This window comes from Streptomyces sp. HPF1205 (genome assembly GCF_020400825.1).
In the GTDB taxonomy this organism is placed as follows: Bacteria; Actinomycetota; Actinomycetes; order Streptomycetales; family Streptomycetaceae; genus Actinacidiphila.
On record NZ_JAINVH010000058.1, the window covers coordinates 1 to 19,612 of the forward strand.

At 73.8% G+C, this 19,612-nt stretch carries 19 protein-coding genes; 9 read left to right on the top strand and 10 right to left on the bottom strand.

Annotated elements, in window-relative coordinates:
• Positions 1 to 54: 54 nt before the first annotated feature.
• From K7G61_RS34625 to K7G61_RS34640, 4 genes are all read left to right on the top strand, one after another.
• Positions 55 to 1,611: a sugar ABC transporter ATP-binding protein gene (locus tag K7G61_RS34625; protein WP_225851130.1), complete on the top strand. Its 1,557-nt coding sequence runs from the start codon at positions 55 to 57 to the stop codon at positions 1,609 to 1,611.
• On the top strand, positions 1,608 to 2,624 hold the full coding sequence (locus tag K7G61_RS34630; protein ID WP_225851131.1) for an ABC transporter permease: 1,017 nt from the start codon (positions 1,608 to 1,610) through the stop codon (positions 2,622 to 2,624). Before K7G61_RS34625 ends, K7G61_RS34630 begins: the two co-directional genes overlap by 4 nt.
• A gap of 597 nt (positions 2,625 to 3,221) precedes the next feature.
• Complete coding sequence (locus K7G61_RS34635; protein WP_225851132.1) at positions 3,222 to 4,301, top strand: nitrous oxide reductase family maturation protein NosD; 1,080 nt, start codon at positions 3,222 to 3,224, stop codon at positions 4,299 to 4,301.
• A gap of 57 nt (positions 4,302 to 4,358) precedes the next feature.
• Positions 4,359 to 5,432: an acetylserotonin O-methyltransferase gene (locus K7G61_RS34640; RefSeq protein ID WP_225851133.1), complete on the top strand. Its 1,074-nt coding sequence runs from the start codon at positions 4,359 to 4,361 to the stop codon at positions 5,430 to 5,432.
• A 138-nt stretch (positions 5,433 to 5,570) separates the two neighbouring features.
• On the opposite strand, the gene K7G61_RS34645 is transcribed toward K7G61_RS34640, so the two are convergent.
• The 9 genes from K7G61_RS34645 to K7G61_RS34685 form a co-directional block, all read right to left on the bottom strand.
• Positions 5,571 to 6,290, bottom strand: a complete 720-nt coding sequence (locus K7G61_RS34645) for a class F sortase (protein WP_225851134.1) — start codon at positions 6,288 to 6,290, stop codon at positions 5,571 to 5,573.
• 205 nt (positions 6,291 to 6,495) lie between these two features.
• Complete coding sequence (locus K7G61_RS34650) at positions 6,496 to 6,909, bottom strand: hypothetical protein (protein ID WP_225851135.1); 414 nt, start codon at positions 6,907 to 6,909, stop codon at positions 6,496 to 6,498.
• Positions 6,910 to 7,113: 204 nt separating this feature from the next.
• Positions 7,114 to 7,443, bottom strand: a complete 330-nt coding sequence (locus K7G61_RS34655) for a TcmI family type II polyketide cyclase (RefSeq protein WP_225851136.1) — start codon at positions 7,441 to 7,443, stop codon at positions 7,114 to 7,116.
• A 169-nt stretch (positions 7,444 to 7,612) separates the two neighbouring features.
• Positions 7,613 to 8,083 carry an SRPBCC family protein gene (locus K7G61_RS34660; RefSeq protein WP_225851137.1) on the bottom strand — a complete coding sequence of 157 codons (471 nt, stop codon included), beginning with the start codon at positions 8,081 to 8,083 and terminating at the stop codon, positions 7,613 to 7,615.
• 2 nt (positions 8,084 to 8,085) lie between these two features.
• Positions 8,086 to 8,343 (bottom strand): acyl carrier protein, encoded by a 258-nt coding sequence (locus K7G61_RS34665; RefSeq protein WP_225851138.1) that lies wholly within the window; start codon positions 8,341 to 8,343, stop codon positions 8,086 to 8,088.
• A gap of 25 nt (positions 8,344 to 8,368) precedes the next feature.
• Positions 8,369 to 9,631, bottom strand: a complete 1,263-nt coding sequence (locus K7G61_RS34670) for a beta-ketoacyl synthase N-terminal-like domain-containing protein (RefSeq protein WP_225851139.1) — start codon at positions 9,629 to 9,631, stop codon at positions 8,369 to 8,371.
• Positions 9,628 to 10,896: a beta-ketoacyl synthase gene (locus K7G61_RS34675; protein ID WP_225851140.1), complete on the bottom strand. Its 1,269-nt coding sequence runs from the start codon at positions 10,894 to 10,896 to the stop codon at positions 9,628 to 9,630. Before K7G61_RS34675 ends, K7G61_RS34670 begins: the two co-directional genes overlap by 4 nt.
• Positions 10,893 to 11,345, bottom strand: coding sequence for a cupin domain-containing protein (locus K7G61_RS34680; protein WP_225851141.1), 453 nt, complete (start codon positions 11,343 to 11,345; stop codon positions 10,893 to 10,895). Before K7G61_RS34680 ends, K7G61_RS34675 begins: the two co-directional genes overlap by 4 nt.
• A 79-nt stretch (positions 11,346 to 11,424) precedes the next feature.
• Entirely contained in the window at positions 11,425 to 12,549 is a 1,125-nt protein-coding gene (locus tag K7G61_RS34685) for a SchA/CurD-like domain-containing protein (RefSeq protein WP_225851142.1), read from the bottom strand.
• Positions 12,550 to 12,797: 248 nt separating this feature from the next.
• Between K7G61_RS34685 and K7G61_RS34690 the strand changes: the two genes are divergently transcribed.
• Entirely contained in the window at positions 12,798 to 14,552 is a 1,755-nt protein-coding gene (locus tag K7G61_RS34690) for an FAD-dependent monooxygenase (protein WP_225851143.1), read from the top strand.
• Positions 14,553 to 14,590: 38 nt separating this feature from the next.
• Here K7G61_RS34690 and K7G61_RS34695 read toward each other — a convergent pair whose 3' ends face one another.
• Positions 14,591 to 15,166, bottom strand: coding sequence for an STAS domain-containing protein (locus tag K7G61_RS34695; RefSeq protein ID WP_225851144.1), 576 nt, complete (start codon positions 15,164 to 15,166; stop codon positions 14,591 to 14,593).
• A gap of 129 nt (positions 15,167 to 15,295) precedes the next feature.
• Here K7G61_RS34695 and K7G61_RS34700 point away from each other — a divergent pair, with 129 nt between their 5' ends.
• The 4 genes from K7G61_RS34700 to K7G61_RS34715 all read left to right on the top strand — a co-directional run bounded on the left by K7G61_RS34700 (position 15,296) and on the right by K7G61_RS34715 (position 19,611).
• Positions 15,296 to 15,628 (top strand): helix-turn-helix transcriptional regulator, encoded by a 333-nt coding sequence (locus tag K7G61_RS34700; protein WP_374204340.1) that lies wholly within the window; start codon positions 15,296 to 15,298, stop codon positions 15,626 to 15,628.
• A gap of 261 nt (positions 15,629 to 15,889) precedes the next feature.
• The gene (locus K7G61_RS34705) at positions 15,890 to 17,434 is read left to right on the top strand and encodes a Na+/H+ antiporter (RefSeq protein WP_225851146.1); all 1,545 of its coding nucleotides are present in this window, start codon (positions 15,890 to 15,892) and stop codon (positions 17,432 to 17,434) included.
• Between the two features lie 91 nt (positions 17,435 to 17,525).
• On the top strand, positions 17,526 to 18,443 hold the full coding sequence (locus tag K7G61_RS34710) for a hypothetical protein (protein ID WP_225851147.1): 918 nt from the start codon (positions 17,526 to 17,528) through the stop codon (positions 18,441 to 18,443).
• Between the two features lie 193 nt (positions 18,444 to 18,636).
• A complete protein-coding gene (locus K7G61_RS34715; protein ID WP_225851148.1) occupies positions 18,637 to 19,611 on the top strand; it encodes a lysylphosphatidylglycerol synthase domain-containing protein in 975 nt (324 codons plus the stop codon).
• Position 19,612: the final 1 nt, after the last annotated feature.

Consider the following 19,612-nt stretch of genomic DNA (forward strand, 5'->3'; position numbering starts at 1 on the left):
GGGCTCGAACCTCACCGACTACCAGGCCAAGCTCAAGCAGCTCGGAATCGGCTGATGGCCCAGGCAATGGAGATCGCGGCCTCGCTCCGTGACGTCAGCAAGTCCTACGGCCCGGTGAAGGTGCTCGACCTTCCCGAGCTGGAGCTGCGGCGCGGACAGATCGTGGCCGTGGTGGGGGAGAACGGTGCCGGTAAGTCCACCCTCATGGGTGTGCTCTCCGGCACCGTCACCCCCACCACGGGGTCCATCGAGATCGCGGGACAGGCCCTGCACAGCGGCCGCCCGGACCACGCCCAGGAACTGGGCGTGGCCCTGGTGGCCCAGGAGTTCCCCCTGGTGGGACAGCTCAGCGTCGCCGAGAACCTGCTCCTGGGGCGCCGCCCGGCGCAGGCCAAGGACGGCCTCGGACGCGTACTGGTGAACCGCGGGGCGATGCGCGCCGAGGCGCGGGCGCTCCTGGCCGAGGTCGGCGTCACGGGTGTCGACGTCGACCGGCCGGTGGAGCGCTTCCCCGTGCCGGTCCGCCAGATGATCGAGATCGCCAAGGCCTGGGGCCACCACCCGGTGGTGCTGATCCTTGACGAGCCGACCTCCTCCCTCGGCCCGGTCGAGGCCGAGAAGGTCCTCGACCTGGCCCGTCGGCACGCCGAGTCCGGGGGAGCGGTGCTGTTCATCGGCCACCGCCTGGACGAGGTACGGGCCATCGCGGACCGGGTGGTCGTACTGCGCAGCGGGCGGCTGGTGGCGGATCTGACACCGGCCGAGGCGACCGAGGAGCGGATGATCCGCGAGATGGTCGGCGCCGAACTCGCCCGCGCCGACCTCGCCCCGCCCTCCTCCGTCGAGCGGGCCACCGTACTGAGCGTGCGCGGCCTGACCGCGGACGGGCTCGGTCCGGTGGACCTGGACGTGAAGGCGGGTGAGATCGTCGGGGTGGCCGGGCTGATGGGCTCGGGGCGCAGCCGCCTGCTGCACACCGTGATGGGCGCGCAGCCGCGCACCGGCGGCGAGGTCAGCCTGGACGGCGAAAGGTTCCACCCCAAGCACCCGGCCGACGCTGTCGAGGCGGGGGTGGGTCTGGTCCCGGAGGACCGCAAGGAGCAGTCGCTGCTGCCCAGCCACTCGGTGCGCTGGAACGTCACGCTCACCACGCTGCGCCGGATCAGCCGGCGCGGCGTGCTGACCCCGGCGGTGGACAAGGAGCACGCCCGCGGCATCGTGAAGGACCTGGGCGTGCGGCTGCACACCCAGGAGCAGCCGATCACGTCGCTGTCCGGCGGCAACCAGCAGAAGGCGATCTTCGGCCGCTGGCTGGCGGCCAAGCCGAAGCTGCTGCTGCTGGACGAGCCCACCCGCGGGGTCGACGTCGGCGCCAAGGCGGAGATCTACAGCCTGATCGACACCGCCGCCCAGGACGGCCTGGCCGTTGTCGCGGCCTCCTCGGAACTGGAGGAACTGCTGTGGATATGCCATCGCATCGTGGTGATGGCCCACGGCCGCATCGTCGCGGACATCCCCCGCGAGGACTTCAGCAAGGAACTGATCATGACCGCCGCGGCGGGGACCCAGCCGGACCCGGACGCGATGCCCCAGGGGAAGGCGACCGCATGAAGACCACCACCGCTCCGGCGTCGACGGCGCCGGACACTGCCGGGGACCCGCGGCCGGGTTTGCTGCGGCGGTTGATCGAGACACCGGAAGTCGGTGTGGTGGCCGCGTGTGTGGTGGTGTTCGTGTCGTTGGCGTTGGACAAGTCGACGTTCGCGGGCGCGGTCAATTTGCAGGGGATGGGTTTCGACCTGGCGCAGTACGGGTTGATCGCGATCGGTGAGTCGTTGGTCATTTTGACCGGCGGTATCGACTTGTCGGTGGGTGCGTTGCTGGGGACCAGTGTGATTTTGATGTCCTGGTTCAATGTGCGGGCGGGCTTGCCGCCGGTGGTGGCGATTGTGATCACGTTGGGGATCACGGGTGCGGTGGGGTTGGTTCACGGGTTGGCGGTGACGCGGTTGCGGATGCCGCCGTTCGTGGTGACGTTGGTGACGTACACGGTGGCGCAGGGTGTGACGTTGGCGATCACGTCGGGTACGTCGATCACGGGGATCGGGGGGACGTTCGCGAATCTGGGGCAGACGTATGTGGCGCAGGTGCCGTTGCCGTTGATCTTGTTCGCGGTGGTGGCGGTGGTTGCGTGGTTCTTCCTGGAGCGTACGTATGCGGGGCGTCAGGTGTATGCGGTGGGTGGTAACGCGGAGGCGGCGCGGTTGGCGGGCATCCGGGGTGATCGGCGGATCGTGTCGATGTATGTGACGAGTTCGTTGCTCTCGGGTTTTGCGGGGATTTTGGTGCTGGGCCGGATGGGCGTGGGTTCGGCCAGTGGGGTGGGTGTGGGCTGGGAGTTGTCGGCGATCGCGGCGGCGGTGATCGGTGGGGTGTCCTTGGCGGGTGGTCAGGGGCGGATCCTGGGGATCGTGGCCGGTACGGTGCTGCTGGAGCTGATCAACAATGGCCTGACCACTCTGCAGATCAATTCCAACTACACCAACATCGTTCTGGGGTGCGTGCTCGGCGTGGCCATCACCGCCGACCGTCTGCGCGCCCGAAGCGTGGCCAAACGCGGCTGAGCCGCTTCCGGTCGCGGTCCGGCCCCGGGCCGGTCCGCGACCGGCCGGTCCGTACATCCCGAAGAGCCCGCGGTCTTCCGGCGCACACCCGCCGGGGGACCGCGGTTCCACGAGGACGGCCCGGTCTCGTCGGGGCACGTCTCCCCTCGCCCGTACGGGCGGAGGCGGGACGTGCCCGCGCCCACGGTGTTCGCACCTCATCCGTGGCCGGCGACGAGGCCGGGCCGTCGCGCGTTCGCCGGCGGGTCACCGACCGGCACGTCCTCGGCCGACGGCCCGGCCAGGTGTCCCCCTCGGAGCTTGTCACCCCGGTGCGGCGGCATCCCGTGCGAGAGCCGCGCTTACGCCATCACAGCGGACTTCCCGCCGAGGCTCGCCGCCACGGGCGCGCGCCCGCCGCGAGGTGTACCCGGACGGCGGCCCCCGGATGACGGAGCACAAATGGCGAGGTCCCGGTGGCGACCATAGCTTCGAGTCGCGCGGGCATCGCCGCTCCACCTGACGGAGCGTCGCTTCGATGCCGCGCGGACATCCACTTCGACCGGTCGCCGAGCGCAGTTGGCTCCGCCCCGGGTCACAGGAAGGCAGGAATGGGCGATGCCCGTACGACAGGGTAAGTATCTCGCGGGGGTCATGACGGTCGCGGCGCTCGGCGCCGGTTTCGCCACGGCGCCGGCCGCGCACGCCGCGTTCGGCGTGCACGTGGTGCGCGCCGGACAGTCCATCCAGGCGGCCGTGGACCAGGCCCGCGAAGGTGACACGGTGTACGTGATGCCGGGCACCTACCGCGAGAGCCTGCGGATCAGCAAGGCGCTCACGCTGCGCGGCGCGGACGCCGGGGCGGTCGTGCTCCGGCCCGCGGTCGGCAAGGCCGTCGGCGCGGCCAACGCCTGCGCCGCCGCCGGCGACGGCATCTGCGTCCGCGGCGACGCCGGCCGGATGGTGTCCGACGTGCACATCGAGTCCCTCACCGTCCAGGGCTTCGCCAAGAACGGCATCGACGCCTCCGGCACCGACCGGATGACCGTCCGTCGGGTCACCGTCCAGGACAACGGTCAGCAGGGCATCAGCCAGGAGAAGTCCACCCGCGCCGTGCTCGCCGACAACCAGGCGGTCGGCAACGGCCAGTCCGGCATCTTCGTCGCCAACCTCGTCGACGCCGAGGGCGGCGCCCTCGACACCCAGGGCACGGTCATCAGCCACAACACGCTGATGGACAACAAGATCGGCGCCACCGTCCGTCGCGCCCGCGTCATGACCATCGAGAACAACCAGGTGGCGGGCAACTGCGGCGGCGTCTTCGTGGTCGGCGACGAGAACAACCCCAAGGCCGGCGACCTCGACATCAAGCACAACACCATCACCGCCAACAACAAGTACTGCGCGGCCACCACCCGGCTGCCCGCCATGCAGGGCATCGGCGTCCTGCTGACCGGCGCCGAGGACACCCGTGTCACCGACAACCAGATCATGGACAACGTCGGCACCTCGCCGATGTCCGGCGGCATCGTGCTCTACCCGAGCAACGTCGGCGTGGCCAACATGCGCAACCAGGTCAGCGGCAACGTCCTGTCCGGCAACGCCCCCGCCGACGTCGCCGACCGCGACGCCAAGGGCGCGGGCAACGTCTTCACCAGCAACACCTGCAAGGTCTCGGAGCCGGCCGGCCGCTGCTGACCGCGCCCTCGCGGCGCGGCCGACGACCCTGTCCGATCCGACCGAGAAAGGCCGTCCATGACCATGACCAAGACGGCGGCGCCCGGAGCACCGTCGCCCGTCCAGCCGCAGCAGGCACCGCCGGTGTCCCCGGCGATGCAGTTGCGGGAGATCGCGTTCGGCGCGGCACGCGCCGCCGCGGTGCGTGCCGTGGCCCGGCTCGGTGTCGCCGACGCCCTCGGCGAGGAACCGGCCACCGCGGAGCGGCTCGCCGCCGCCGTCGGGGCGCGACCGGAGCCGCTGCGCCGGCTGCTGCGCGCCCTCACCTGCTACGGCGTCTTCGCCGAGAACGGTGACGGCTGTTTCGCGCACACCGGGGCCTCCCGGCTGCTGCGCGAGGACAGTCCCGACAGCCTGCGGCACATCGCCCTGTGGTGCACCGAGCCGTGGACGTGGGAGGTCTGGCCCCGGCTGGACGAGGCGGTCACCACCGGCGGGGAGGTCTTCACCGCGCTGCACGGCAAGGGATTCTTCGAGTACCTGCACGACGACGCGCCCGAGTCGGCCGAGGTGTTCGACAAGGCGATGACCCGCTCCAGCACGCAGTCGGCGCGGGACATCGCCGAGTACCTCGACCTGACCGGTGTCGCGTCGGTCGCGGACATCGGGGGCGGCCAGGGCCATGTCCTGGCCGCCCTGCTGGACAAGCACCCGGAACTGACCGGCACCCTGCTCGACCTGCCGAAGGTCGTCGCCGGCGCCGACCCGCGGCTGCGTGAGGGCGGCGCGCTGGCCGCCCGGGCGCGTCTGGTGCCCGGGGACTGCCGCACGCGGATTCCCGTGGCGGCCGACCTGTACATCATCAAGAACATCCTCGAATGGGACGACGACAGCACCCGCCGCACGCTCGGCAACGTCATGGCCGCCGCGCGGCCCGGCGCCAGGGTGCTGGTCATCGAGAACCTCGTCGACGACAGTCCGTCCATGCGGTTCACCACGGCCATGGACTTGCTGCTGCTCCTCAACGTCGGCGGGCACAAGCACACCCGCGACAGCCTGGTCGCCCGGCTGACCGAGGCCGGACTGACCGTCGGCGCGATCCGGGCCGTCAACCCCTACCTGCACGCCTTCGAGGCCAAGGTGCCCGGGTAGCCGCGGCCCCCGGGAACGCACGCGAAGAGCCGGGCCCCGCGCGCCGAAGCGCGGGGCCCGGCCCGCGGTCGCCCTCTCCGTCCCGCCCCGCGGCCGCCCGCGGAGCGGCACGCACGGCGGCCGCCGCCGCGCCGCCGTTCACGCCTTGCGCGACGACTCCAGGTGCGCGAAGACCACCACGTTGCTGCGGTAGTCGTGTTTGCCGCGGTCGTACGTGCCCCCGCAGGTGATCAGCCGCAGCTCGGCGTCCTTGGTGTCGCCGTAGACGAGCTGGTCGGGGAACGCGTCCTTGGGATACGTGTGCACCGAGTCCACCCGGAAGGTCGCCACCGTACCGTCCGCGCGTGTGATGTCGGCGGTGCTGCCGGGCTTGAGCAGGGACAGGAACAAGAACACCGCCGGGCCGGTGGTGGTGTCCACGTGACCGGCCACGATGGCGTTGCCGCGCTCGCCGGGCGTCGGGCCCTCCGCGTACCAGCCCACCAGGTTGGTGTTGTTCTCCGGCGGTACGCCGAGGCGGCCGGAGGAGTCCAGGTGCAGCGGCGTGAAGGGCGCGTTGACGCCGATCGCCGGGATCGACAGGCGGGTCGGGCTGGAGCGGGGGAGCGCGGGGGCGACCGGGCCGGTGGGGGCGTGCGCGGGCGCACCGGACGAGGACGTGTCGGCGCCGGGACTGCCGGCGAGGGCCGGAACGGCCGCGGGCGGCGGCTCCGGCAGCGCACTGCCCCGGCCCTCCGCCGAGTTGTAGATCAGCACGGCGCCCAGCAGCGCCGAGGCGACCGCCCAGCGCAGGACGCGCGAGGAGCGCACGTCGGAACCGGCGGTGCCGGTATGCGCGTGCGGGGGGTGGTGAACCATGGAGCGATGCCTTTCGTCGGCGGTCTTCGGCTGTCGGATGCCGGCTGCCGTCCGCTCTCATCGGCCGTCCGCCGGGGCGTCGTCGCCTGCCGCGGGCGGGGGAGCGCGGGCGGGAGCACGGGTGCCGGAACCGCCGTGGCCACCGGCGCGGGAAGCGCCGGTGGCCACGACAGGGACAGCGTGGAACTGATCGGGTGAGTGCGGGTCAGATCGCGACGCCGGAGGCGGTACGACGACGGCGCAGCGCCGCCGCGCCGGCGCCCAGGCCGCCCAGCAGCAGGACCGAGCCGGCCGCCATGCCGCCGCCGGACAGCGCCATGCCGCCACCGCCGGTGTGCAGACCGCCGTGCGGGTGGTGGCCCTTCTCGCCGTGGCTCGAACCGCTGTCGGACGACTGGTCGTCGCCGCTCCAGCCGCTGTCGGACGACGAGTCGCTCGACGAGGAGGAGTCGTCCCCGGCCGCGGAGGAGGAGTCACCGGAGGCCGCGGAGGAGGAGCCGTGGCCGTGGGCGCTCGGGTCGTACGCGTTCACGGCGCTGGTCGCGTGGGCGGCCGGTGCCGCGAGGGCCAGGACCGCGGAGATCGCGGCACCGGCGAAGAGCGTGCGGGCAGTGCGCATCAGATGGTTCCTTCCGCCGTGACATGCGCCGGCTGACGGGCTGCCAGCCGCGGGATTCGCAGTGACGGCTCCTTCACGTTCCGTCAGCCGCCGCGGCCCCGCCACCGGAGGGGAGGGCATCAGGGTGACGGCGTCGGCCCTCCGGGTGGCGCGGTACGCCTGATGGTCCCGCCACGCGCGGAGGCCGGGCCGCCGCACGCGCGGTCACGCCTGCTGCCGCTCCCACCGGTAGAACTCGGTGGCCATGGCGTCCTTCGGGGAGCGCCAGGTGGCCGGGTCGTACGCCTCCACGTGGACCGACAGCCGTTCGCTGATGTCCTTGAACTCCGGGTGGGAGGCGTACTCGGCGACGGCGGGACCGGGCGGCCGGTCGGCCTCGATCAGATGCATGTACACGTCGCCGAACTGGAACAGGCTGCGGCCCCGCACCCCGATGAGGTGCGGCAGCTCGCCCCGGTCGGACGCGGCGAACAGGCCGGCGATGTCCTCGGCGGAGCCGGGTTTCATACGGGCGACGATCAGCGCGCGGTGCACGGGCGGATTCCTTTCACGGGAGGGGCGCGGGAGGGGCGCGGGAGGATCTCGGGAGGGTTCCGGGGGGCTCGGGAGGCCTGCGGGAGGATCTCGGGAGGGGGCGGCGCGGGTCGGTGCGGGGCCGGCGGGCCGGGCGGGCGGACGGCGCCGCGTGCCCGGCCCGCCGGGTTCAGCCGGCGACCGAGACCTGCTCGCGGGCGCGCTGCTCCACCTTGTCGCGGATCAGCTCCAGCTGGACCTTGGAGTTGCCGTTGATGCGCGCGGTCATCCCCGCGTCGTCCACCGGCGCGTCCGGTTTCATCGCGAAGTCCTGCACCCAGCGCATCCGGGTGCCGCCGGGGACCTCCTCGTACGCCCAGAAGATCTCCATGAACTCGAACGGGCCGGTCTCCACCCGCCGGGCGGTGACGGTACGCGTGGCCCTGACCGGCTCCCGCTCGGAGACCCAGCTCCAGACCTTGCCGTTCTCGTCCGGGTGCATGGTCAGCCGGAAGCGGGTCTTGCCGCCCTCGCGCCCGAGGATCTCGACGGACGCGTACTCGCTGAAGAGGTTCGGCCAGTTCTCCAGGTCGTTGGTCATGTCCCAGACCAGGTCCAGCGGTGCCTTGATGGTGATCTCGTTCTCGGTGTGCCCGGACATGGTCAGGCCCTCGCCTTCAGGACGTCGTTGACCAGGGTGAGCAGTTCCGCCGGGGTCCTGCAGGCGTCGGCGTCGGCCGGGATGGTGGCGCCGTACTCGTTCTCCAGCGCGCCCACGATGCCCAGCAGCCCCAGCGAGTCGAGGCCGAAGTCGGCGAAGGGCGCCGTGGCCCGCAGTTCGAGCTGCAGGGGATCGACGGTCAGACCGGCCCGGCGCTGCATCATCGCGGCCAGCTCGGCGTAGGTCAGTTGGGTGTCCATGTGGCTCCTTGCACTAGTGGGGGGATCAGGGACGGCCGGGTTCGTCACGGCGCAGCACCAGCGCCGAGTTGGCGCCCAGCAGGCCGCGGCTGAGCACCAGGACGGTGCTCAGGTCGGCCTGCCGGGCCCGGCCGGTCACGAGGTCCAGGCCGTTGTCGGCCTGCGTGACATGCGGAGTGGGGGGCACGACGCCGTGCTCCATGGCCAGCACCGCGCAGGCGGTGTCGAGGGCCGAGGCGGCGCAGTAGGCCCGCCCCACACCGGTCTTGGGAGCGGTCACCGGCACCTTCGCGGCGTGCCGGCCCAGCGCGTCGGAGATTGCCAGCGCCTCGGCGTGGTCCGCCTCCGGGACGCCGAGGGCGTCGGCGAAGACGGCGTCCACCTCCTCGGGGGCGCGGCCGGCCTCGGCCAGCGCGCCGCGGATCGCCCGGGCCAGCCCCTCCCGGGACGCCGCCCAGCCGCCGCTGCCGGTGAAGGTCGCGGCGTGCCCGGCGACGACCGCCCGCGCCCGTACCCCGCGCCGGCGCGCCGCCTCACCCTCCTCGACGACGAACATCGCGCCGCCCTCGGCGGGCACGAAGCCCCGGGCCTCGTCGGTGAACGGCAGGTAGGCCCGCTGCGGGTCCTCGGCGTCGCTCAGCTCCGGGTAACCGAGCTGGCACACGATCGAGTACGGCGCGAGCGGCGCCTCCGCGGCGCCCACCACGACCGCGTCCGCCCCGCCGCGGATCGACCGGGCGGCGTGCGCCATCGCGTCCAGGCCGCCGGGCTCGTCACCGGCCACCACACCGCTGGGCCCCTTGAAGCCGCCGCGGATGGATATCTGGCCGGTGCTGGCCGCGTAGAACCAGGCGATGGACTGGTACGGGCCGACGAACCGCGGTCCGTGGCCCCACAGCTGCTGCAGCTCGCGCTGGCCGAACTCGCCGCCGCCCGAGCCGGCCGCGGTGACCACGCCGATCGCGTACGGCGACGCGGCGTCCTGCGCGCGCAGGCCCGCGTCGGCGAGGGCCAGTTCGGCGGCCGCCATCGCGAAGTGGCTGAACCGGTCGGTCTGCACCAGGAAGCGGTCCTCGACGAGCGCGGCCGGGTCGAACCCGCGCACCTCGCCCGCGACCTTCAGCGGAAGGTGCTCGCAGCCCTCCCTGGTGATCCTGTCCAGGGCGCCGACGCCCTCCCTGGTCGCCTTCCAGAAGGCGTCCGTGCCCACGCCGTTGGGTGCCACGACCCCCATTCCGGTGATCACGGTACGCCGGCCCTCGCGCGCGGATGTCGGCCTGCCGGTCATCGTGCCCTCGCCTCCTCCCGGTTCAGGACGACCGCCGACTGGAAGCCGCCGAAGCCGCTGCCGACCGACAGCACCGTGCGCAGCTTCAGCTCACGGGCGGTCCGCGGCACGTAGTCCAGGTCGCACTCGGGGTCCGGGGTCTCGTAGTTGGCCGTCGGCGGCACCACGCCGTGCTCCATGGCCAGGGCGCACGCGGCCAGTTCTATGGCGCCGATCGCGCCCAGCGAGTGGCCCACCATGGACTTGATCGAGCTCATCGGGGTGCGGTAGGCGTGGTCGCCGAGGACCCGCTTGACCGCCGCCGTCTCGTGCCGGTCGTTCTGCTTGGTGCCCGAGCCGTGCGCGTTGACGTAGTCGATCCGCGTACTGTCGGTCCGGCCGTGGGCCAGCGCCTTCTCGATGGCCTGGGCCATCTCCAGGCCCTCACGGGTCAGCCCGGTCATGTGGTGGGCGTTGCTGAAGGAGGCGTACCCGGTCAGTTCGCAGTAGACGCGGGCGCCGCGGGCGCGCGCGTGCTCCAGTTCCTCCAGGATCAGCACCGCGCCGCCCTCGCCGAGGACGAAGCCGTCCCGGTCGGCGTCGAAGGGCCGGGAGGCGTGCTCCGGGTCGTCGTTGTTCGGGGAGGTCGCCTTGATGGCGTCGAAACAGGCCACGGTGATCGGCGATATGGGGGAGTCGGAGGCGCCGGCCACGCAGATGTCGGCGCGGTCCTCCTCGATGGTCTGGAAGGCGTAGCCCACCGCGTCCAGGCCCGAGGTGCAGCCGGTCGAGACGGTCTGCACCGGCCCGTGGACGCCGAACTCCTCGGCCACCTCCGCGGCGAGCGCGCTGGGCTGGAAGGCCCGGTGCAGATCCTCGCCGGCCGGCCGGTGGTCGACGTCCCAGCGCTCACCGCGGGCGCTCACCAGCGTGTAGTCGTGCTCCAGCCGGGTCGTGCCGCCGACCGCGGTGCCCAGCGACACCCCCAGCCGCCACGGGTCGAGCGCGCCCAGGTCCAGACCGCTGTCGCGCAGCGCCTCGGCCGCGGCCACCAGCGCGAACTGCACGTACAGGTCACAGCGGGCGGTCTGCCGCTCGGTCAGGCCACAGGCGGCAGGGTCGAAGTCGCACTCGGCGGCTATTCGGGAACGGAACTCCTTCGGATCGAACCGGGTGATGCCCCGGGTCGCCGTCCGCCCGGCGGTGAGCAGGTCCCAGAACGCGGGTACTCCCACCGCGCCGGGGGCGACGACGCCGATGCCGGTCACCGCCACCCGCCGGGTCATGACATCGCCCCCGCCGCTTCCGGGGGCCGGGCCGGTCCTACCCCGGAGTCCTTCCCCTCGAACGCGGGCGCCTCGGTGTCCACGTGCCCCAGCTCCGGGCGCGGGGCCAGCGGCCCGAGGTGGAAGACCATCCGGGCCTGGCCGGATCCGACGTTGCGGAACCGGTGGCGCACGTCCTTGGGGATCAGCAGCCCCTGGTCCGGGCGCAGCGGGTGCGCGGCGCCGTCCAGGTCCACTTCGAGTTCGCCGCACACGACGAAGACGAACTCCTCGGAGTACGGGTGGTAGTGCTCGGCGATCCTCTCGCCCGGCTCGATCATCGCCAGGCCCATGAAGCCGCTGGTGGCGCCGACCACACTGGGCGTCAGCATGGCCCGCAGGTCGCCGCCGCGGCGCCTGTTGGGCTGGATGTCGTCTACGTGCACGATCCTTGGGGGCTGAGCGGTCATGACGATGCCTCCTGGGGAAGACGCGGCGGCCGGTGCGGACGTCCCGGCCGGCCCGGACGGGCGGGGTGCGGTCGGGGGATCACGGCTCCTGCGAATGGCGGTCGGTGACGTGCCGCATCGCGCAGTGGGCGAAGAGCTCCTTGCGGCCCTGCTCGCCGGACAGGTCGGCGCGGCCGGGGAGCTCCATCACCCGGCCCAGCTCCGCGGCCAGGTCCCGGTCGCCGGTCGCCGTGGTCAGGGCGAGGTCCTGCTCGGGCGGCGCCGTCAGGTCGATCACCCGCACCACGACGTCGTCGCGCTGGAAGACGGTGGAGCGCACCAGCGGGCTGCCCGGCCGCGCCACCGCCAGTTCGTCGGCGCGGGCCAGCACCCGGGCCGCCGCCGCCCCGCTGCCGCCGCGCACCGGGTAGTACAGCCCGTACCTGCGCACCGGACCGGCCGGCTCGTGCTCGCCGACCGCCTCGTGGACGGCCGGCAGGCTCGCCCGGCTGAAGAACGCGCGGGCCGACTCCGGGTCGGTCAGGTCGCGCTCCTCCTCCAGGTACGGGTTGACCGCCTCCTCGACGGCCCGCACCTCGGGCTGCTGGGCAACGTGGCGCAGCGCCGCGGCCAGGTTCCCGGTCACCTCCACGGCCCGCACGACACGGTTGCCGTGCATGAACAGCGTGGTCCGGCACAGCCGGGTGGTGGCGTCCACCCGGGCCGACGGAGAGGCGTAGTCCGCGAGGATGGCCGCGACCTTCTCCTCGCTGCCCGGCCGTACGGTGAAGGTGATGGCGTGCCGGACCCGTCCGTCGCCGGCCCGCTCCGGGGCGGGCGGGCGGTCCCCGAAGTGCCCGGCGGCCGAGGTCTCGCGCAGGATGCTGTAGCGCAGCGACCGGGTGTCGTTGATGCAGTCGTGCATCGGCCGGACCATCTCCCGGTGCTCGGGACTGTCGACCCACCTCAAGAAGGGCTCCGCGCTCTCCCACTCGCTGGTGATCAGCCACTGGGAGGGGTCCTCGATCGACTGGCAGAGCTGGTCGCTGACATGGCCGGGCACCGAGTGGACCTGCGAACGCAGGGCCTCGTACGCCTCCAGGAAGCGCTCCTGCGCGCCCTTCTTCATGTCCAGCATCAGCACCACCCTCAGGCGCGCGGACTCGCTCCGCTGCGCGCCCGCCGCGGGCGGGGCCACTTCCGGCTGTTCCGACAGGGTCGTCATGGTCGCACTTCTCCTTCGGTACGAATGCGCGGGCGAAGGCCCTGAGCTTGATCGTGCTTCGATCGCACAAACGGCGCGAGATCTGCGGTCCATGCGGGGGAATGCGCGGCGAGCCGACCTCGCGGCGGCCCCGACAGGGCATGAAGAAGCCGGGTCCGCCCGGCCCGTCCGGGCCGCAGCACCGCGATCCGCGAGCCCGGCCCGATGCCGCCGTGCCGCGTCCTTCCCCGTACACCCAGGAGCAATTGATGACACCGAAATTCGACGACCGGGTGCCGGTCCTCATCACCGGCGGCTCCCTGGTGGGGCTGTCCACCTCGCTCTTCCTCGGCCGGCTGGGCGTCAGGCACCTGCTGGTCGAGAAGCACCCGGGCACCTCGCACCACCCGCGCGGGCGCGGCAACAACGTGCGGACCATGGAGCTGTACCGGACCGCGGGCGTCGAGGGCGCCATCCGCGAGGCCGCCTCGGTACTTGCCGGCAACCACGGCATCCTGCAGGCCGAGTCGCTCACCGGGGACAACCAGCGCTGGCTGTTCCGCGAGATCGACCCGGGCGGCGGGCTGGCCCGGCACAGCCCCTCCTCGTGGTGCCTGTGCAGCCAGAACGACCTGGAGCCGGTGCTGCTGAAGGAGGCCAGGAGGCTGGGCGGCGACATCCGGTTCGGCGTGGAACTGGAGTCGTTCGAGCAGGACGCCGAGGGCGTGACGGCGACCGTCCGCGGCCGGGAGAGCGGGCAGGTCCGCACGGTCCGCGCGGACTACCTCGTCGCCGCGGACGGCCCCCGCAGCCCGGTGCGCGAGCGGCTCGGCATCGGCCAGACCGGCGCGGGCGAGCTGTTCCACAACGTCAGCGTCACCTTCGTCGCCAAGCGGCTGGCCGATGTGGTCGGCGACCGGCACTTCATCGCCTGCTACCTGACCAACCCCGACGCCGACGGTGCGCTGCTGCCGGTCGACAACGAGGAGAAATGGGTCTTCCACCTGCCCTGGCACCCCGAACACGGCGAGCCGCTGGAGGCGTTCACCGACGAGCGGTGCGCCGCCCACATCCGCACCGCCGTCGGGGTGCCGGACCTGGAGGTCGAGATCACCGGCAAGGCCCCCTGGCACGCGGCGGAACGGGTCGCCGAGCGGTATTCGCGCGGCCGGGTCTTCCTCGCCGGCGACTCGGCCCACGAAATGTCCCCGACCGGCGCCTTCGGGTCCAACACCGGCATCCAGGACGGCCACAACCTGGCCTGGAAGCTCGCCGCGGTCCTCGGCGGCTGGGCGGGCCCCGGCCTGCTGGACAGCTACGGCGCCGAGCGGCGTCCGGTCGCGGTGGCCACCAGCGCGCGTGCCTCGGCCCGGTCCGCCGAGCACAGCCACCCCGGCTACGACGCGGTGCCGTCCACCGGACCGCAGAGCGGCGTCCTGACCGTCGCCCTCGGCTACCGCTACCCGGCGGGCGCCGTCGTCGGGGTCGACCCGGGCCGGCCGGTGGTGCCCGAGGGCCCGCCGCCGGGCCGCGGACCGGGCGCCGGCCGGGGAGCACAGGGCGCCGGCGAGAGTGCGGGACGGGCAGGGGCCGGCCGTGCGGCCGGTCCCGACGGCCGGGTCCCGGACGGCGGCGGGCCGCCGCGCCTGTGGACCGGCGAGCCGGGCACGCGGGCGCCCCACCTGTGGGTGCGGCGCGACGGCAGGCGGATGTCCACCCTCGACCTGTACGAGTGCTCACCGGTGCTGCTGACCGGCGGGCCCGGCGCGGACTGGTACGCGGCGGCGGGCCGGGCCGCGGAGCGCCTCGGCGTACCCCTCGACCGCTACCGCATGGGCCCGGGACCGGACGCGGACCTGGTCACCGAGGCCGGCACCGACTGGGCCGAGGCCCACGGCGCCGCCCCCGACGGCGCCGTGCTGGTCCGCCCGGACGGTTTCGTCGCCTGGCGGGCGAAGGAGGCCGCACCGGATCCCGAGGAGGAGTTCACGAGGGTGCTCAAGCAGGTGCTGAGCCTGGCGTGAGACCGGGCGACGGCCGGGCGGACGGGCCGCCCGGCCGCTCAGTGCGCCGCGCTGCGGCCGCGGGAGGCGCCCGGGAGGGCGCCGAGCCGGGCGCGGCGGCGGGCGGCGCCGACATCCAGGAGGCGCGTGGCGCCGCGGTGCCGTTCGGGCGGGGGGTCGGGGGCGCCGCCGGACAGTGTCCCGGGACGGGAGCCGTCGCCGTCGCCGGTGACCGCCGCGGGAAGGAAGAGCGCGTGCGCGCCGGTGAGGACGAACAGGCGCTCCACGGCCGGGCTCAGCGCGGCGATCGTCACCTCCCGTCCGCCGCCGATGGCCCGGTGGCGGACCCGCAGCAGGGCGTTGAGCCCCGCGCAGTCGCAGAACGAGACCCCGCCGAGGTCGAGCAGCAGGCCGCCCGGGCTCTGCCCGAGGCCGTCCAGCAGCACCCGTTCCAGGGTCGGCGCGCAGCCGTGGTCCACCTCGCCCGTCACCACGGCCCTGGTGCGCCCGCCGCCCTCGGTGAGCCGTACGCACATGTCCCCGTGCAGGTCGCGGACCACTCGTACGGGCAGCCCGGCGCCGTCGGCGGCCGGCGCGCGCACGCCGCCCGCGCCCGGGTGTTCGTGACCTGCCATGACGGACGCCCCCTCGCGCGGACCACTCTCCCCCATCAGGGTGCGGGCAGCGGCCACATGCGTCAAGTCATACGCGAATTTCGTTTCACCTCTGGGGAAACGTGAATCGAAGAACGTACGATGGGGCCCATGGACGAATCCGAGCCAGTCCGCCCCGGTTGGACCTTCCTGACCAACCATGCCCGCGTGCTCGCCACGATCGCCCGCAACCCGGGGGTGCGGGTGCGCGACATCGCTTCGACGTGCCTGCTCACTGAGAGATCCGTACAGAAGATCATCGCCGACCTCGAAGCGGACGGTTACCTCACCCACACCCGCGTCGGCCGCTCCAACCAGTACGAGATCCTCGCCGACACCGCGCTGCGGCACCCCGCCGACGCGGGGCCGACCGTCGCCGACCTGCTGGCGATCCTGGCCTCGCGGGCCGACGAGCCCGCCTCGGGTCCCTCCGGGGCCGGCTGAGCCGCGGGCGTCGAGCCGGGCGCGTTTGAACCGTGCCGCGCCGCCCGGCGGCCCCTTTCCGGCCGCTCGCACCCCGCCCCTTACGGGCCCGGCCCGGCCGCCGGACCGGACCGCGCTCGTCCGTCGCGAGTCCGCCCGAGCTGGCCATCCCCGCCGGGGAACCGATAACCTGCAGGTGGTGAGCCGGGAAGTCTGGTCGGCCCGGGAGACGGATCGCGGCACGACGGCCGGCGACGCCCCGGTGACGACCTGGGGTTGCCGATGCGCGCGGTGGGAACCGTCCTCTTTCTCGTGGTGCTGGGTACGGCGGTGGCCGCCTTCGCCCGCAACCGGCGGATACCCGCCCCCTCCCTGCTCGTGCTCGCCGGCCTGGCGGTGGCCCTGATACCGGGTACGCCCGCCTTCCGCGTCCCGCCGCAGACCATCGCCCTCGTGGTCCTGCCCCCGCTGCTCTACGCCTCCGCTGAGGAGCTGTCGCTGCGCGACCTGAAGACGGTGTGGCGGCCGGTCACCGTCCTCGCCTTCGGGCTGGTCCTCGCCTCCGCCACCGCGGTCGGCGCCCTCGCCGTCGCCATCACCCCGCTGGGCGCGCCGATGGCCTTCGTACTCGGCGCGGTGGTGGCCAGCACGGACCCGGTCGCGGTCACCGCGCTCGGCCGCCGGCTCTCCCTGCCGGGCCGGGTCCAAGTGCTTGTCCAGGCCGAGAGCCTCTTCAACGACGCCACCTCGCTGGTCCTGTTCAAGGTCGCGATCGCGGTCGCGGTCGCCTCCGGGGCGGTCGGCGGCGGCTGGGCGGTGGGCGAGTTCGCGCTGCTGGCCGGGGGCGGCACCGCCGTGGGCGCGGCGGTCGCCGGTGTGGTGGCGCTGATCCGCCGCCGTACCGCCGATCCCGTGCTGGAGACGGTGATCGCGCTCGTCACCCCGTACGCCGCCTACGTCCTGGCGGAGTCCGTGCACACCTCGGGGGTCACCGCGGTGGTCGTCGCGGGCGTCGTCCTCGGCCGGTCGGGGCACCGGCTGACGGACGCGCGGATCCGGCTGCAGCTCTCGGCGGTGTACGCGGTCGTGGTCTTCCTGCTGGAGAGCGTCGTCTTCAGCATCGTCGGCCTCGAACTGCCCACCCTCGTCCGCGACCTGCCGGCCGGCAGCGGATGGTGGCCGCTGCAGGCGCTGGCCGTCGCCGCGGCCCTGATCGCGTTGCGGATCGCCTGGATGCTGCCGCTGTCCGCCACCCTCAGACCGGCCGGCAGGCGGCCGTCGTGGCGGCTGGCCGGCGTGGTCACCTGGGCCGGCACCCGCGGCGTCATGCCATTGGCCGCCGCCTTGTCCATCCCGCTCACCACCTCCGACGGCGCCGCGCTGCCGGGCCGCGAACTCGTCCTCGTCCTCACCGCGGCGGTCGTGGTCCTCACCCTCGTCGTACAGGGCCTGAGCCTGGCCGGCCTGGTCAACCGCTCCGGCCTGGCGCTGGAGCCCGAGCACACCGCCCGCGAGGAATCCGCCGCCCGCGAGAGCCTCAACCGCGCCGCCCTGGCCCACGTCGAACTCCTCGCGGGCCTGGAGAGCCATCCCCAGACCGCGCTGGCCCGGATGCGCCGGGGCCTGCTCGCCCGCCTGGAGGCCGGAGCAGGCGACGCCGGCGCGATGGGCACCACCGACGCCTACCTCGACCTGCGCCGCCAGGTGATCGGCGTCCAGAACGCGGAGCTGCGCCGGCTCTACGACGCCCACGAGATCAGCGACACCACGCGCCGCCGCCTCCAGCACGACCTCGACCGCGAGGAGGCGGGGCTGGGCGAACCGTAGCCACCGGCCGGCCGGCGGACCGTGGCCACCGGCCGGCGGGCGGATCGTGGCCACCGGTCGGCCGGCACCGGCGGGGACTACGATCCCGGTTGTGGATCGTGACGTGGAGGCCTCCGGGCCCGGTACGGTGGCCCCGCTCTTCGCCGGGCTGTGCGACGACGCCGCGCTCTTCCCGCCGGGCAACGCGGCCGTGCCGGACGCCGTGCCCGCGCATCTTGCCCACCGCCGCGCGTGGTTCGCGCCTCTCGTCGGCCCCTTCCTGGTCGGCGCCGACAAGGTGGGGGAGGTCGGGGCCGCGGCGGAGGAGCCGCTGGACGTCGTGCTGGTGGTGCGCGGCGGACCCGGCGCGCTGGCGGGCGCGCTGGCCGAGGCGCACCGGTGGCCCGTGCTGCGCCTGGTGGCGGTCGAACTGGGGCCCGACGCAAAGGGAACGACCGCCGAGGCCGCCGCGCGGGGCCGCGCCGCGCTGGAGCGGGAACTTCCCCACGGTGTGGCCGGCGTGCTGGAACTGCGCCGCGGCCATGGCGGCGCAGACACCGCACCCCACGCGGCACCCCACGCGGCACTCGACGCCGCCCTCGACACCGTCGCCGGCTCCCCGTACCGGGCGAAGTACCGCACCGGCGGCCTGGAACCGGCCGCCTTCCCCGGCGTACCCGAACTCGCCGCCTTCGTCACCGGATGCTCGCGCCGCGGCCTGCCTTTCAAGTGCACCGCCGGGCTGCACCACGCGGTGCGCCACACCGACCCGGCGACCGGCTTCACCCACCACGGCTTCCTCAACATCCTGGCCGCCACCGGCGCCGCCGCGTCGGGCGAGGGCCTCACGACGGTCTCCGGCCTCCTGGGCAGCCACAGCGGCGAGGAACTCGCCAAGGCGGTGGTGGACCTCACGCCCGAGCAGGTCGCCCGGACCCGCGCGCTGTTCACGGCGTACGGGACCTGCAGCATCGCCGAACCGCTCGGCGACCTGACCGCACTCGGGCTGATCGAGGCGCCGCGCGCCTGACCGTCGGCCCGGCCGCGGGACGTCACCGTCCCGACGCCCGGCGCTCGGGCGTAGGATGCCCGGACGTCGCACGGGCGCGGAAAGCTGCCCCGCGACACATCGGGAGCGCCCGGACCGCCCGCGATCGCCCGGGACCGGCGGGCGGCCGGAATGCCGGGACGCCGGGCGCGACGAGCGGGGACGATCACCACCGATGGGCACAGCCGAGAGCCGGCCGCGGCCGGCCGGCGCCTGGCGTCGCGTACCGTGGCGGACGGTCGTCTGCCTGATACCGCTGCTGGGCGTGGGGACTTGGGCGGTCGGGCACCGGCCGGTCATCGCCTCGGGCACTCGCGACCTGTGGGCGGCCAACCGGTACTGGCTGCTGGCCGCCGTCGCGGCCACCGCGCTCGGCTGGGTGGCCAACGCCGTCGCACGGCAGGGCACCGTGCTCGAACCGCTGCCCCCCGGCCGTCTGCTCGCCACCCAGTTCGCCGCCACCGCCGCGAGTCAGCTCGCGCCCGCCGGAGTCGGTGCCGGGGCGCTCAACCTCCGCTTCCTGCGGGTCTGCGGTGTCCCCCTGGGCCGCACCTCCGCCGCGATCGCGCTGTACTCCGTCTGCGAGTCCGTCGGCCGGGTGACGCTGCTCGCCGTGATGCTGACCGCCTTCCCGCACGCCCTGCGCCTCGACGGCATCGCGCCGGGCCGCACGGCGCTGGTGTTCATGGCCGCGGTCGCGGCGGCGGCGCTGTGCGCGGTCGCGCTGGTGCTCGTACTGGTCCGCCCGTTGCGGCGGATCATCCGCGAGTTCCTGGCCACCGCCCTGACCGATGTCCGCGCCCTGCACGCGCGCCCCGCGCGCGCCCTGGCGCTGTGGGGCGGCTCGGTCGCGTTCCCCGCCCTGCAGGCCGCCGCAATGGTCGCCGTGGGCCGCGCCCTCGGCCTGCCCGTACCGTCGGCGCACATCGCGCTCGCCTACCTCGCGGCCACTGTCCTCGCGGCCGGTGTTCCCGCGCCGGGCGGCGTCGGTTCGGTCGACGCCGCCCTCGCGCTGGCGCTGGTCGCCGCCGGCGCCCCCACCGCGACGGCCGCTTCCGCCGTTCTCGCCTACCGCGTCATCAGCGCCTGGCTCCCGCTGCTTCCCGCCGCACTGGTCCTGGCCGTGCTGGTACGGCGGAAGGTCGTGTGAA

Excerpts from the sequence above, each read along its gene's own strand:
- K7G61_RS34685 (WP_225851142.1), bottom strand. The coding sequence starts at position 12,549 with ATGACGACCCTGTCGGAACAGCCGGAAGTGGCCCCGCCCGCGGCGGGC.
- K7G61_RS34705 (WP_225851146.1), top strand. The coding sequence starts at position 15,890 with ATGCGCGCGGTGGGAACCGTCCTCTTTCTCGTGGTGCTGGGTACGGCG.
- K7G61_RS34670 (WP_225851139.1), bottom strand. The coding sequence starts at position 9,631 with ATGACCGGCAGGCCGACATCCGCGCGCGAGGGCCGGCGTACCGTGATC.
- K7G61_RS34680 (WP_225851141.1), bottom strand. The coding sequence starts at position 11,345 with ATGACCGCTCAGCCCCCAAGGATCGTGCACGTAGACGACATCCAGCCC.
- K7G61_RS34625 (WP_225851130.1), top strand. The coding sequence starts at position 55 with ATGGCCCAGGCAATGGAGATCGCGGCCTCGCTCCGTGACGTCAGCAAG.
- K7G61_RS34640 (WP_225851133.1), top strand. The coding sequence starts at position 4,359 with ATGACCATGACCAAGACGGCGGCGCCCGGAGCACCGTCGCCCGTCCAG.
- K7G61_RS34715 (WP_225851148.1), top strand. The coding sequence starts at position 18,637 with ATGGGCACAGCCGAGAGCCGGCCGCGGCCGGCCGGCGCCTGGCGTCGC.
- K7G61_RS34690 (WP_225851143.1), top strand. The coding sequence starts at position 12,798 with ATGACACCGAAATTCGACGACCGGGTGCCGGTCCTCATCACCGGCGGC.
- K7G61_RS34700 (WP_374204340.1), top strand. The coding sequence starts at position 15,296 with ATGGACGAATCCGAGCCAGTCCGCCCCGGTTGGACCTTCCTGACCAAC.
- K7G61_RS34695 (WP_225851144.1), bottom strand. The coding sequence starts at position 15,166 with ATGGCAGGTCACGAACACCCGGGCGCGGGCGGCGTGCGCGCGCCGGCC.
- K7G61_RS34665 (WP_225851138.1), bottom strand. The coding sequence starts at position 8,343 with ATGGACACCCAACTGACCTACGCCGAGCTGGCCGCGATGATGCAGCGC.
- K7G61_RS34650 (WP_225851135.1), bottom strand. The coding sequence starts at position 6,909 with ATGCGCACTGCCCGCACGCTCTTCGCCGGTGCCGCGATCTCCGCGGTC.
- K7G61_RS34645 (WP_225851134.1), bottom strand. The coding sequence starts at position 6,290 with ATGGTTCACCACCCCCCGCACGCGCATACCGGCACCGCCGGTTCCGAC.
- K7G61_RS34660 (WP_225851137.1), bottom strand. The coding sequence starts at position 8,083 with ATGTCCGGGCACACCGAGAACGAGATCACCATCAAGGCACCGCTGGAC.
- K7G61_RS34675 (WP_225851140.1), bottom strand. The coding sequence starts at position 10,896 with ATGACCCGGCGGGTGGCGGTGACCGGCATCGGCGTCGTCGCCCCCGGC.
- K7G61_RS34630 (WP_225851131.1), top strand. The coding sequence starts at position 1,608 with ATGAAGACCACCACCGCTCCGGCGTCGACGGCGCCGGACACTGCCGGG.
- K7G61_RS34635 (WP_225851132.1), top strand. The coding sequence starts at position 3,222 with ATGCCCGTACGACAGGGTAAGTATCTCGCGGGGGTCATGACGGTCGCG.